Origin of the sequence: Pseudomonas sp. NPDC087336 (assembly GCF_044744285.1) — a bacterium.
GTDB lineage: Bacteria > Pseudomonadota > Gammaproteobacteria > Pseudomonadales > Pseudomonadaceae > Aquipseudomonas.
Map to the genome: position 1 here is coordinate 265068 of NZ_JBIUYA010000003.1, position 13587 is coordinate 278654.

Consider the following 13587-nt stretch of genomic DNA (forward strand, 5'->3'; position numbering starts at 1 on the left):
CAGCATGAAAGCTTTCACCCAGCACACTGGACTTGTCGCGCCTCTGGATCGTGCCAATGTCGACACCGACCAGATCATCCCGAAACAATTCTTGAAGTCGATCAAACGCACCGGTTTCGGCCCGAACCTGTTCGACGAATGGCGTTACCTGGACGTGGGTCAGCCGTATCAGGACAACTCCAAGCGTCCGCTGAACAAGGACTTCGTCCTCAATGCCGAGCGTTACAAGGGCGCCAGCGTGTTGCTGGCCCGTGAGAACTTCGGTTGCGGCTCCAGTCGTGAACACGCGCCGTGGGCGCTGGAAGAGTACGGTTTCCGCAGCATCATCGCGCCGAGCTATGCCGACATCTTCTTCAACAACAGCTTCAAGAATGGCTTGCTGCCGATCATCCTGAGCGATGCGGAAGTCGACGAACTGTTCCAGCAGGTCGAGGCCAATCCGGGCTACCAGTTGCAGATCGATCTGCAGGCGCAAACCGTGACCCGTCCGGACGGCAAGGTCTTGAACTTTGAGATCGATGCGTTCCGCAAGCACTGCCTGCTCAATGGCCTTGACGATATCGGCCTGACGTTGCAGGACGGTGATGCGATCGCGGCATTCGAGGCCAAGCACCGGGCGAGCCAGCCGTGGTTGTTCCGCGACGCGTGATTTTTCGTAAGGCCTGATGACGCCTTCGCTGGCAAGCCGGCTCCTACAAGGGCAGCGCAATACCTGTAGGAGCTGGCTTGCCAGCGAAGAGGCCCGCATAAGCACCACAAGACCAAACCCTGAAAAAGGAAGTCCCCCATGACCCGCACCGCCCAGCACAGCCAGGTAGTCCAGAAGCAATTCGGTGAACAGGCCGCGGCCTACCTGAGCAGCGCCGTACACGCTCAAGGCACCGAATTCGCGCTGTTGCAGGCCGAATTGGCGGGGCAGGGCGATGCCCGCGTACTGGATCTGGGCTGTGGGGCAGGTCACGTGAGTTTTCAGGTGGCTTCGCTGGTCAAGGAAGTGGTGGCCTACGACCTGTCGCAGCAGATGCTCGACGTGGTCGCCGCCGCAGCCGTTGATCGGGGCCTGGGCAATATTTCCACGGTCAACGGCGCCGCCGAGCGCCTGCCGTTCGCTGACGGCGAGTTCGACTTCGTCTTCAGCCGCTATTCGGCGCACCATTGGAGCGATCTCGGCCTGGCCTTGCGGGAAGTGCGGCGAGTATTGAAACCAGGCGGTGTCGCGGCATTCATTGACGTGTTGTCACCGGGCAGCCCGTTGTTCGACACTTACCTGCAGAGCGTCGAAGTGCTGCGCGACACCAGCCATGTGCGCGACTATAGCGCCGGTGAGTGGCTGCGCCAGGTCAGTGAGGCAGGGCTGCATACCCGCAGCACCAGCCGTCAGCGGCTGCGGCTGGATTACAACGCCTGGGTCGAGCGAATGCGCACGCCACAGGTGATGCGCGCGGCGATCCGCGAGTTGCAGCAGTCGATGGGCAACGAAGTGCGCGAATATTTCGAAATTGAGGCCGATGGTTCGTTCAGTACGGATGTGCTGGTACTGATGGCTGAAAGATAAGCGACTAACAGACTTTTTCCGGGAGCGCCCCAGGCGCACCGACTGATGACATGAGGAACGCATGAGCAAGCAGATTCTGATTCTCCCAGGTGACGGTATTGGCCCGGAAATCATGGCCGAAGCGGTCAAGGTGCTGGAGTTGGCCAGTGACAAGTTCGCTTTGGGCTTCGAGCTGAGCCACGACGTGATCGGTGGCGCGGCCATCGACAAGCACGGCGTACCTTTGGCCGATGAAACCCTGGAACGTGCGCGCGCCGCCGACGCGGTGCTGTTGGGCGCGGTGGGCGGCCCGAAATGGGACACCATCGAGCGTGATATCCGTCCTGAGCGTGGTCTGCTGAAAATCCGTGCGCAACTGGGCTTGTTCGGCAACCTGCGTCCGGCGATCCTGTACCCGCAACTGGCCGAAGCCTCCAGCCTGAAGCCGGAAATCGTTGCCGGCCTGGACATCCTGATCGTTCGCGAGCTGACCGGCGGTATCTACTTCGGCGCGCCACGCGGCACCCGCACCCTGGAAAACGGCGAGCGTCAGTCCTACGACACCCTGCCGTACAGCGAAAGCGAAATCCGCCGCATCGCCCGTGTTGGTTTCGACATGGCCATGGTCCGCGGCAAGAAGCTGTGCTCGGTGGACAAGGCCAACGTCCTGGCCTCCAGCCAGCTGTGGCGTGAAATCGTCGAGGAAGTGGCCAAGGATTACCCGCAGGTCGAGCTGAGCCACATGTATGTCGACAATGCTGCCATGCAGCTGGTGAGGGCGCCGAAGCAGTTCGACGTGATCGTCACCGACAACATGTTCGGCGATATCCTGTCCGACCAGGCATCGATGCTCACAGGTTCCATCGGCATGCTGCCGTCGGCGTCCCTGGACACCAACAACAAAGGCATGTACGAGCCGTGCCACGGTTCGGCGCCGGACATCGCGGGCAAAGGCATCGCCAACCCGTTGGCGACCATTTTGTCGGTCTCGATGATGTTGCGTTACAGCTTCAACCAGCAGGCCGCCGCCGATGCCATCGAAAAAGCCGTTAGCCTGGTGTTGGACCAGGGCTTGCGCACCGGTGACATCTGGTCGAACGGTTGCACTAAAGTCGGTACGCAGGAAATGGGCGACGCAGTAGTCGCCGCGCTGCGGAATCTGTAATCTCTCGGGCCCGCTGCCACTTTCACCCCTGGAAGCAGCGGCCCACTTTTCAAGAAGGTGTAGTTGCGATGAAACGTGTAGGTCTGATCGGTTGGCGCGGTATGGTCGGTTCCGTGCTCATGCAGCGGATGCTGGAAGAGCAGGATTTCGATCTTATCGAGCCGGTGTTTTTCACCACTTCCAATGTCGGTGGCCAAGGCCCGTCCGTGGGCAAGGACATTGCTCCGCTCAAGGACGCTTACAGCATTGAAGAGCTGAAGACCCTCGACGTGATCCTGACCTGCCAGGGTGGCGACTACACCAGCGAAGTCTTCCCGAAACTGCGCGAAGCCGGCTGGCAGGGTTACTGGATCGATGCCGCCTCCAGCCTGCGCATGCAGGATGACGCGGTCATCGTGCTGGACCCGGTCAACCGCAAGGTCATCGACCAGCAACTGGATGCCGGCACCAAGAACTATATCGGCGGCAACTGCACCGTCAGCCTGATGTTGATGGGCCTGGGCGGCCTGTTCGAGGCTGGCCTGGTGGAATGGATGAGCGCCATGACCTATCAGGCGGCATCGGGCGCCGGCGCGCAGAACATGCGTGAGCTGATCAAGCAGATGGGCGCAACCCACGCCGCTGTCGCCGATCAACTGGCCGATCCGGCCAGCGCGATCCTCGACATCGACCGTCGTGTGGCCGAAGCCATGCGCAGCGACGCGTACCCGACCGAAAACTTCGGCGTACCGCTGGCCGGCAGCCTGATCCCGTGGATCGACAAGGAACTGCCTAACGGTCAAAGCCGTGAAGAGTGGAAGGCCCAGGCCGAGACCAACAAGATCCTCGGTCGCTTCAAGAGCCCGATCCCGGTGGATGGCATCTGCGTGCGTATCGGCGCCATGCGCTGCCACAGCCAGGCGCTGACCATCAAGCTGAACAAAGACGTGCCGATCGCTGATATCGAAGGGCTGATCAGCCAGCACAACCCATGGGTCAAGCTGGTGCCGAACAACCGCGAGATCAGCATGCAGGAGCTGAGCCCGAACAAGGTTACCGGCACCCTCAACATCCCGGTTGGCCGCCTGCGCAAGCTGAACATGGGCTCGCAGTTCGTCGGCGCGTTCACCGTCGGCGACCAGTTGCTGTGGGGCGCGGCCGAGCCGCTGCGTCGGATGCTGCGGATCCTGCTTGAGCGTTGATCGACTGAAGCTGTGAAAGAACCCGCGCCTTGCGAGAGGCGCGGGTTTTTTTATTCCTGGAATTCTCGGTTGTCTGGTCTGGCCCCATCGCTGGCAAGCCAGCTCCCACAGGTTTTGATGGTGTACACACATTTTATGTTCGAACCCCAACATTGTGGGAGCTGGCTTGCCAGCGATGGGGCCGGAACAGACACTACAAATCTCCCTGCCGAATTGCCTGCACGCCACCCACCCGGTAAAGTGCCGCTCCCCCCGTTTCGCCAGAGGTAAAACCATGAGCCAGACCATTGATATTGCCGTGATCGGCGCCACCGGTACTGTCGGCGAAACGCTGGTGCAGATCCTCGAAGAGCGCGATTTTCCGATCGGCAGCCTGCACCTGCTGGCCAGCAGCGAATCCGCTGGCAGTTCGGTGCCGTACCGTGGCAAGAACGTGCGGGTTCGCGAAGCCGATGAGTTCGATTTCAGCAAGGTCCAGCTGGTGTTCTTCGCCGCAGGCCCGGCAGCGACCTTGAGTTTCGCCGCACGCGCCACGGCGGCAGGTTGCTCGATCATCGATCTGTCCGGCGCCTTGCCGGCCGACCAGGCGCCACAGGTTGTCCCGGAAGCGAATGCGCAAGTGTTGGCCGGCCTGAAAAAGCCATTCCAGGTCAGCAGCCCGAGCCCGGCGGCCACCACCTTGGCGGTGTTGCTCGCACCCCTGCTGGGGCTGCTCGATTTGCAACGCATCAACCTGACCGCCAGCCTGGCGGTGTCTGCCCAGGGCCGCGAAGCCGTGACCGAGCTGGCCCGGCAAACCGCCGAACTGCTGAATGTGCGCCCACTGGAGCCGACCTTCTTTGACCGGCAGATGGCCTTCAACCTGCTGGCTCAGGTCGGCAAGCCGGATGAGCAGGGCCATACCCTGCTCGAAAAACGCCTGGTGCGCGAACTGCGTCAAGTCATGGCGTTGCCTTCATTGAAGATTTCCGTCACTTGCATTCAAGCCCCGGTGTTTTTTGGCGATAGCTATAGCGTGACCCTGCAGTGCGCGAGCGACATCGACCTGGCAAAGGTCAACGCCGCGCTCGAGGACGCGCCCGGCATCGAGCTGGTGGAAGCCGGCGATTACCCGACAGCGGTCGGTGATGCGGTAGGGCAGGATGTGGTCTACGTTGGTCGGGTGCGCCTGGGGATCGACGAACCGTCGGAACTTAACGTGTGGCTGACGTCAGATAACGTACGCAAAGGCGCGGCGCTCAATGCTGTGCAGGTGGCCGAATTGTTGATAAAAGACCTGCTGTAAAAGATACTTCCAAACGAGCGTCATGCTTGGCCGTATTGTCGAAGGCGAGCCACCCTGAAGGGCTTTGCAGGGCATGCATGAAGCGATCGCGCGCGGCGACCTTCGCCCGCGCGCAATGCCTTAGGGCAGCGGCTATCTGCCACGCTGGCCGAGGAATGTGAAAACTAAGGATAAGCTATGGTTCAAGTTCGCAAACTGGTGTTAGCAATAGCGGCCGCCTCGGCGCTGTCCTCCGGTATGGCGCATGCCCTCGGGCTCGGGGAACTGACCCTGAAGTCGACGCTGAACCAGCCGCTGGTGGCGGAAATCGAGTTGCTCGACGTCAAGGAACTCACTGCTGCCGAAGTGGTGCCCAGCCTGGCTTCTCCTGACGATTTCGCCAAGGCCGGTGTCGACCGCCAGGCGTTTCTCAACGACTTGACCTTTACCCCGGTGCTCAATGCCAGTGGTAAAAGCATCCTGCGCGTGACCTCCAGCAAGCCCCTGACCGAGCCGATGGTGAAATTCCTGGTTCAGGTGATGTGGCCCAACGGTCGCCTGCTGCGCGATTACAGCGTGCTGCTCGATCCGTCCAAATTCTCGCCGCAGACTGCTGAGGCGGCCGCGCAATCAGCACCTGTTCAAACCGGTACTACGCCTGTCACCGGTGCGACCAAACCGTCCGAATACACCACCACGCGGCGCGATACCTTGTGGGAAATCGCCGCGAAGGCGCGTAATGGCGGTTCGATTCAACAAACCATGCTGGCCATCCAGGCGCTGAACCCGGATGCCTTCATCGATGGCAATATCAACCGGCTCAAAACCGGTCAGGTGTTGCGTCTGCCGGATCAGGCCCAAAGTACGAGCTTGCCGCAATCGAAAGCCATAGCCGAAGTGGCTGCACAAAACACTGCGTGGCGTCAGGGGCGTCGTTATGTCGCCAAGCCGGGTACAGGCCAGCAGCAGCTCGATGCGACCAATCGTGGTCGCGGCGAAACCGTTTCCGCGCAAGCTGGCCAGGACAAGCTGAGCCTGGTTTCCGCCGAATCCGGAAAGACCAAGGGCAAGGGCGCCGCAGGCGATGCCAAGGCCTTGAACAACCAGCTGGCGGTAACCCAGGAAAGCCTCGATACCAAGCGCCGTGACAGCGCTGAGCTGAAAAGCCGCATGACCGATCTGCAAAGTCAGATGGACAAGCTGCAACGTCTCATTGAGCTGAAGAACAACCAGCTGGCCAAATTGCAGGCCGAAGGTGCGGCGGGAGCGCCGGCGGCAACGGCGACCGCTGCGGCGATCCCGGCCGAGCTGCCCGCCGATCCTGCGCCAGCGCCTGCCGAAGCGCCCGCGCCTGCCCCGGCTGCCGAGGCGCCAGAAGCGACTCCTGCTCCGGTCCCGGCAGAAACGCCGGTCGAACCGACGCCTGCAGCCTCGGACGAGCATAAATTCAATGAATTGCTGACCAATCCATGGCTGCTGGGCCTGGCGGGTGGCGGGGTAGTGGTAGCGCTGCTGTTGCTGCTGTTGCTGGCCCGTCGCCGCAAAGCCCAGCAAGAAGCCGAAAAACATCTGCGCATGGCCCGCGCCCTGGCCGAAGAGCAGGAATTTCCCTCCGAGCTTGACCTGTCAAAAGGCATTTTCGACGACCTGGAAGAGGTTGAGCAGCCGAGCCCGAAACTGGCCACTGCGGCGGTTCCTGAACCGACTCCAGCTCCAGCGCCAGCACCCGCGCCGGTGATTGCCCCGGTCGTGGTCACGCCGCCGATTGCCGCGCCGCTGGTGTCGCCCGCCGCCGAGCATTTCGACGATGTGTTGGGCCGCGCGCAGTTGCACATCGACGGTGGTCGCCTGAATCAGGCTGTCACGCTGCTGGAGGCCGGCGTCAAGCAAGAGCCGCAACGCAGCGATTTGCGCCTCAAGTTGATGGAAGTCTACGGTTTGCAGGGTGATCGCGACGCGTTCGTGGTCCAGGAGCGCCAGTTGGTGGCCAATGGCGACAACTATGCCCAGGTCGAAAAGCTCAAGAACCGTTTCCCGGCCATGGCGCTCGTCGCCGCGGGCGGTATTGCCGCTGCGGCCGCCGCTGCCGAGCTGGACGCACAGTACGTCAAGGACCTGTTGCTCGACGAGCCACAAGCACCGGCTGCGGTTGATGACGACTTTGACAGCGCGTTCGACCTGAGCCTGGATGACCTGGAAAACGTCACGCCGGTAACGGTTGCGTCGGAGCCGGAGCCAGCACCCATTGCGGAGCCGGAAACAACCCTGGCCGACCTGGAAGATTTCCCGCTGGACGATGACCTGAGTTTCGAGTCGGTCTTGCAGCAACAGACTGAAATCAAGGAAAACCTCGATGACCTGTCGGAGTTCGACCTGGACATGGATCTCGGTGGCGAGCCAACGCCTGCGATGCTGGCCGAGGACGATTTCCTGTTGAGCCTGGATGAAGACGTCAAGGACCAGCCGGCCGCGCCAGCGCCGGACGTGCCGCAAGTGACCCTCGATGATCTGGACCTGCCGGCGGATTTCGATTTGTCCCTGGCCGATGAAATGGACGTTCCGGCGCCTGCGCAGGCGGTTACCCCTGAGCTGGATGATCTCAGCGCCGAACTGGAAAGTCTGTCCCAAAGCATCAGCGAGCCAAGTTTCACGGTCGATGACGCCCTGGCAACCGTGGATGACGAGCCGGAATTCGATTTCCTGTCCGGTACCGACGAAGTCGCCACCAAGCTCGATCTGGCCCAGGCCTACATCGACATGGGCGACAACGATGGTGCCCGCGACATCCTCAACGAGGTGGTGACCGAAGGCGACGACGGTCAGAAGAGCGAAGCCAAGGAAATGCTCGCGCGCCTGGCTTGAGTGATTGACCGGTTGTAGACAAAGCGGCAGTCCATTGAGGCTGCCGTTTTTGTTTGCGGGTGATTCGATGGTGACTATCAGGGCCTCATCGCGGGCAAGTCGAATCGTCGCACCGCCGCTCCCACGGGGATATTCGCCGCTCACAACTCCTGTGGGAGCGGGCTTGCCCGCGATGAGGCCGGTATGGTCAAAGGAGATCCCTCTGGTATCCCCGCCGGACAGCCTTATAATGCCCCCTTTGCGTATATCAGCAGGCTGTCACTCCTTGGCAAACATAGATAACCCGGCCGCCGAAATGGCGGCCGACGGCTTTTTCCGGATCGCGTTGGGCGTTGAATACAAGGGCTCGCGTTACCGTGGCTGGCAGCGTCAGGCCTCTGGCGTGCTCACGGTGCAGGAAACCCTCGAAAACGCCTTGTCCAAGGTGGCCGACTCTCCCGTTTCGCTGCTGTGCGCCGGGCGTACCGATGCCGGCGTGCATGCGTGTGGCCAAGTGGTGCACTTCGACACGCAAGTCGAGCGTTCGATGAAGGCCTGGGTCATGGGCGCCAATATCAATTTGCCGCACGATGTCAGCGTCAGTTGGGCCAAGGTCATGCCGGCGCATTTTCATGCCAGGTTCAAAGCCATTGCCCGGCGCTATCGCTACGTGATCTACAACGACCAGATCCGTCCGGCGCACCTGAACGAAGAAATCACCTGGAACCACCGTCCGTTGGACGTCGAACGCATGGCCGAAGCGGCCCGATACCTGGTGGGCACCCATGATTTCAGCGCTTTCCGTGCCGGCCAGTGCCAGGCCAAGTCGCCTATCAAGGAGCTGCATCACCTGCGCGTCACGCGCCACGGCAAGATGATCGTGCTGGATATCCGTGCCAGCGCCTTCCTGCACCACATGGTGCGCAACATTGCCGGCGTGCTGATGACCATCGGTGCCGGCGAGCGTCCGGTGGAGTGGATGAAGGAAGTGCTGGAGAGCCGAATTCGCCGTTCCGGCGGGGTGACGGCGCATCCGTTCGGCCTGTATCTGGTGCAGGTCGAGTACCGCGACGAGTTCCAGTTGCCCGAGCGTTACATCGGCCCACATTTCCTTACCGGTTTCAGCGAACTTGACGGCTGACGCCTTCGAACGCTTTTGTTACCATCCGGGACTTTCCCGGATTTACCGTGAGGATTTCTCGACATGCCAGCCGTTCGCAGCAAGATTTGCGGGATTACCCGCATGGAAGATGCGTTGGCGGCGGTCGAGGCCGGGGCCGATGCCATCGGCTTTGTGTTCTACGCCAAGAGTCCGCGGGGCGTGACGTTCCAGCAGGCGCGGGCGATCATCAAGGCGTTGCCGCCGTTCGTCACCACCGTGGGCTTGTTCGTCAACGCCAGCCGCTGTGAACTGGGAGAAATCCTCGACGCCGTGCCGCTGGACCTGCTGCAGTTTCATGGTGATGAAACTGCAGAGGACTGCGAGGGCTGGCATCGTCCGTACATCAAGGCGCTAAGGGTCAAGGCGGGGGATGATATCGCGGCGGCTTGCGCTGCTTATCCCGGTGCCAGCGGCATTTTGCTCGACGCCTATGTCGAAGGCGTTCCCGGTGGAACCGGCCAGGCCTTCGACTGGTCATTGATACCGCAAGGCCTGAGCAGGCCGATCATCCTGGCGGGCGGCCTGACCCCGGAAAACGTCGCCGAGGCGGTGAAGCGGGTTCGACCTTATGCCGTGGACGTCAGCGGCGGAGTAGAGGCGAGCAAGGGCATCAAGGATCACGCAAAGATTCAGGCGTTCATCGACGCGGTACGCAGAAGCTCACAGGAGCTCCCACGTTGATGTGACGGCTGGCAGACTGCCGCCGTCCACTGCACTGTACAAAACGGCTGAGGATTGATGGGGCGTACGCTGGTCTCTGCACTGACCCGGCACCCATCGAACATCGCCGCACACATGAATTTAGCTCAAGGGCATACGCGGGGCTGCGAACCAGAGCGTTCGGGCCGCCGGTACTGGAGAAAGAAAGCATGAGCAACTGGTTAGTAGACAAACTGATCCCTTCGATCATGCGTTCCGAGGTCAAGAAGAGCTCGGTGCCTGAAGGTCTTTGGCACAAATGCCCGTCTTGCGAGGCTGTGCTGTATCGTCCAGAGCTGGAAAAGACCCTGGACGTTTGCCCCAAGTGCAATCACCACATGCGTATCGGCGCGCGCGCGCGTATCGACATTTTTCTCGATGCTGAAGGTCGTACCGAACTGGGTGCTGACCTGGAGCCGGTTGACCGCCTGAAATTCCGCGACGGCAAGAAGTACAAGGATCGCCTGACCGCGGCGCAGAAGCAGACCGGTGAGAAAGACGCTCTGATCTCGATGAGCGGTACCCTGCTGGGCATGCCTGTGGTGGTTTCGGCGTTCGAATTCTCCTTCATGGGCGGTTCGATGGGCGCCATCGTCGGTGAGCGCTTCGTGCGCGCCGCCAACTACGCGCTGGAAAAGCGCTGCCCGATGATCTGCTTCTCCGCCTCCGGTGGCGCGCGGATGCAGGAAGCCCTGATCTCGCTGATGCAAATGGCCAAGACCTCCGCGGTGCTGGCGCGTCTGCGTGAAGAAGGTATTCCGTTCATCTCCGTGCTGACCGACCCGGTCTACGGCGGTGTTTCCGCCAGCCTGGCGATGCTGGGCGACGTGATCGTCGGCGAGCCGAAGGCCCTGATCGGCTTTGCCGGTCCACGCGTAATCGAACAAACCGTTCGTGAAAAACTGCCTGAAGGCTTCCAGCGCAGTGAGTTCCTGTTGGAGCACGGCGCGATCGACATGATCATCCACCGTCAGGAACTGCGTCCGCGCCTGGGTAACCTGCTGGCGCAAATGATGGGCCTGCCGACGCCGAAATTCGTCGCTGCACCAATCGAGCCGGTCGTGGTTCCACCGGTACCTGCCAACCTATGACCGAACGTACCCTTGGCGAGTGGCTCGCCTACCTTGAGCAGCTGCACCCTTCGGCCATCGACATGGGCCTTGAGCGCTCGCAGCAGGTAGCGTCCCGCATGGGGCTGGGCAAGCCGGCGCCTCGGGTGATCACGGTCACCGGCACCAATGGCAAAGGCTCTACCTGTGCATTCGTGGCTTCATTGCTGCGAGCACAGGGCCTGCGCGTCGGCGTCTACAGTTCGCCGCACCTGCTGCGTTACAACGAGCGGGTGCAGGTCGATGGCGTCGAAGCCACTGACGCCGAGCTTTGCCAGGCTTTCGCCGCGGTCGAGGCAGGTCGCGGCGACACCTCCCTGACCTATTTCGAGATGGGCACCCTGGCGGCGTTCTGGCTGTTTCAACAGTCGGGGCTCGACGCCGTGGTCCTGGAGGTGGGGCTGGGCGGCCGCCTGGACACGGTCAACGTGGTGGACGCCGACATGGCGCTGGTCACCAGCATTGGCGTGGATCATGCGGATTACCTGGGTGATACCCGCGAGTCCGTGGCCTTCGAGAAGGCCGGCATCTTCCGCCAGGGCGCGCCTGCGCTCTGCGGCGACTTGAATCCCCCGCAGCCCCTGCTGGACAAGGCGCGCGAGCTCAATTGCGCGTTTTTCCTGCGTGGACGCGATTTTGACCTGGGTGTGACCGATCAGCATTGGCAATGGCGCGGTGTCGATGCCAAGGGGCAGGTGGTCGAATTGCACGATCTGCCGCTGCTCGACCTGCCGATGGAAAACGCCGCCCTGGCGCTGCAGGCCTACCTGTTGCTCGGTTTGCCTTGGGTGAGTGCGCAGATTGTCCAGGCGCTGCAAGCGACGCGGATCGTCGGTCGACTCGATCGCCGGCAGGTCGACTGGCAGGGCAAGCGCCTCAATCTGTTGCTGGATGTGGGGCATAACCCTCACGCCGCGCAATATCTGGCCCGTCGCTTGGCCAGCCGCCCGCCGGCCGGTAAGCGTCTGGCGGTATTCGGATTGCTGGCGGACAAGGATCTGGATGGTGTAATTGGCGAATTGAGTGCTAGTGTCGAGCATTGGGCTGTCGCGCCGCTGGATTCACCCCGGGCGCGACCGGTGGCCGACTTGCGCCAGGCGCTGGACAAGCGCGGTGCTGCGGTGACGTCCTATGATAGCGTGGCCGCTGCTCTGGAAGGGCAGTGTGCGCAGGCGACGAGCGACGACGAGATTCTGTTGTTCGGATCATTCTATTGTGTTGCCGAGGCCCTTGAGTGGCTGGCCCGGCGCTCCACGGAGGAAGCGGCAAATGGCATTGCTGGATAAGGCTTACAAGCAGCGGATGGTCGGCGCCCTGGTTCTGGTGGCGCTGGCGGTGATTTTCCTGCCGATGCTGTTTTCCCGTCAGGATGAACAGCGCCAGGTGACGGTCCAGGCCCCGGCCGCGCCGCAAGCGCCGGCGATGCCGCAAGTGCAGGTGGAGCCCGTGGTGGTGCCTGAACCGCAAGCCCTGCCGCAGGAGCCCGTGCCGAGCGACGAAGAAATCGCCCAGCAGGAAGCGCCGGTTGCACCGGTTGCGCCTGTCGCTCCGGCGCCCGCCGCCAAGCCGGTCACGCCGCCCCCAGCCCCAGCCCCAGCCCCAGCCCCCGTCCCGGCGCTGGCGGCCAAACCTGCCACGCCGCCGTCGCAACCGATCAACGCTGCACCGGGCAAGCCGGATACCAGCCAAAGCCGTGTCGACGCCAATGGCCTGTCGGTCAGTTGGTCGGTGCAACTGGCCAGCCTGGCCAATCGCGAAAGCGCGGAAAAACTGCAAAAAAACCTGCGCAGCCAGGGTTACAATGCCTACATCCGTACTGCCGATGGCAAGAATCGCGTGTTTGTCGGGCCGCTCATCGAGCGTGCAGAGGCCGATCGCCTGCGTGACCTGTTGAACCGCCAACAGAACCTCAAGGGGTTTGTCGTGCGCTTTCAGCCAGAGCGTGGCTAAATCTATCGCCACGATTTGAAATGCACTGACAATCGCAGCTTACCGATAAGCATGGGCTCTGCTAAAATGCGCCGCCTTATCCGTCCGTAGGCTGCACTGTGCCATTTACCTGGGTTGACTGGGCGATCGTTGCAATCGTCGCCATCTCCGCTTTGATCAGTCTGAGCCGCGGCTTCGTCAAGGAAGCACTATCGCTGGTGACCTGGATCATCGCAGGAGCCGTTGCCTGGATGTTCGGTGGCTCATTGTCCGAGTACCTCGCCGGATACATCCAGACCCCATCGGCTCGTGTGATCACGGGCTGCGCCATCATGTTTGTCGCCACGCTGATCGTAGGCGCAATGGTCAATTATCTTATCAGCGAGTTGGTTCGTGTCACCGGGCTGTCCGGGACCGATCGATTCCTCGGCATGGCTTTTGGCGCAGCGCGTGGCGTGTTGCTGGTGGTCGTGGCGGTCGGGCTGTTGAGCCTGGGGCCGGTACAACAGGACGGGTGGTGGAAAGAGTCCCAACTCGTGCCAAAATTTTTATTGGTCGCCGACTGGTCCAAAAACCTGATTCTCGGGTGGAGCAGTCAGTGGCTTGCCAGCGGTATCAGCGTACCCGCTGATATTCCGTTCAAGGAGCAGCTCTTGCCGATGGCCAAAACGCCTCAGTGAGTGTTGTTCAGTTCAGATCCATT

General features: G+C 61.7%; 12 protein-coding genes. All 12 read left to right on the top strand.

The window, feature by feature from the left end:
- The first annotated feature begins 4 nt into the window (after window positions 1–4).
- The 12 genes from leuD to ACIO0C_RS04790 all read left to right on the top strand — a co-directional run bounded on the left by leuD (window position 5) and on the right by ACIO0C_RS04790 (window position 13564).
- The gene (gene leuD / locus ACIO0C_RS04735) at window positions 5–649 is read left to right on the top strand and encodes a 3-isopropylmalate dehydratase small subunit (RefSeq protein WP_401308490.1); all 645 of its coding nucleotides are present in this window, start codon (window positions 5–7) and stop codon (window positions 647–649) included.
- A gap of 138 nt (window positions 650–787) precedes the next feature.
- Window positions 788–1555 (top strand): class I SAM-dependent methyltransferase, encoded by a 768-nt coding sequence (locus ACIO0C_RS04740; RefSeq protein ID WP_401308493.1) that lies wholly within the window; start codon window positions 788–790, stop codon window positions 1553–1555.
- Window positions 1556–1616: 61 nt separating this feature from the next.
- Window positions 1617–2699: a 3-isopropylmalate dehydrogenase gene (gene leuB / locus ACIO0C_RS04745; RefSeq protein ID WP_008056363.1), complete on the top strand. Its 1083-nt coding sequence runs from the start codon at window positions 1617–1619 to the stop codon at window positions 2697–2699.
- A 68-nt stretch (window positions 2700–2767) separates the two neighbouring features.
- Entirely contained in the window at window positions 2768–3880 is a 1113-nt protein-coding gene (gene asd / locus ACIO0C_RS04750; RefSeq protein WP_401308496.1) for an aspartate-semialdehyde dehydrogenase, read from the top strand.
- Window positions 3881–4154: 274 nt separating this feature from the next.
- Window positions 4155–5165, top strand: a complete 1011-nt coding sequence (locus tag ACIO0C_RS04755) for an aspartate-semialdehyde dehydrogenase (RefSeq protein WP_401308499.1) — start codon at window positions 4155–4157, stop codon at window positions 5163–5165.
- A 177-nt stretch (window positions 5166–5342) separates the two neighbouring features.
- Window positions 5343–8006, top strand: a complete 2664-nt coding sequence (locus ACIO0C_RS04760; protein WP_401308502.1) for a FimV/HubP family polar landmark protein — start codon at window positions 5343–5345, stop codon at window positions 8004–8006.
- Window positions 8007–8301: 295 nt separating this feature from the next.
- The gene (truA, locus tag ACIO0C_RS04765) at window positions 8302–9126 is read left to right on the top strand and encodes a tRNA pseudouridine(38-40) synthase TruA (protein ID WP_033039317.1); all 825 of its coding nucleotides are present in this window, start codon (window positions 8302–8304) and stop codon (window positions 9124–9126) included.
- A 63-nt stretch (window positions 9127–9189) separates the two neighbouring features.
- Window positions 9190–9828 (top strand): phosphoribosylanthranilate isomerase, encoded by a 639-nt coding sequence (locus ACIO0C_RS04770; RefSeq protein ID WP_401308505.1) that lies wholly within the window; start codon window positions 9190–9192, stop codon window positions 9826–9828.
- 188 nt (window positions 9829–10016) lie between these two features.
- A complete protein-coding gene (gene accD / locus ACIO0C_RS04775) occupies window positions 10017–10937 on the top strand; it encodes an acetyl-CoA carboxylase, carboxyltransferase subunit beta (RefSeq protein ID WP_020795483.1) in 921 nt (306 codons plus the stop codon).
- Window positions 10934–12241 (top strand): bifunctional tetrahydrofolate synthase/dihydrofolate synthase, encoded by a 1308-nt coding sequence (gene folC, locus ACIO0C_RS04780; RefSeq protein ID WP_401308509.1) that lies wholly within the window; start codon window positions 10934–10936, stop codon window positions 12239–12241. The genes accD and folC overlap by 4 nt, the downstream gene beginning before the upstream one ends.
- Window positions 12225–12905: an SPOR domain-containing protein gene (locus tag ACIO0C_RS04785; protein ID WP_401308512.1), complete on the top strand. Its 681-nt coding sequence runs from the start codon at window positions 12225–12227 to the stop codon at window positions 12903–12905. Before folC ends, ACIO0C_RS04785 begins: the two co-directional genes overlap by 17 nt.
- A gap of 98 nt (window positions 12906–13003) precedes the next feature.
- Window positions 13004–13564: a CvpA family protein gene (locus tag ACIO0C_RS04790; RefSeq protein ID WP_272602970.1), complete on the top strand. Its 561-nt coding sequence runs from the start codon at window positions 13004–13006 to the stop codon at window positions 13562–13564.
- Window positions 13565–13587 lie beyond the last annotated feature (23 nt).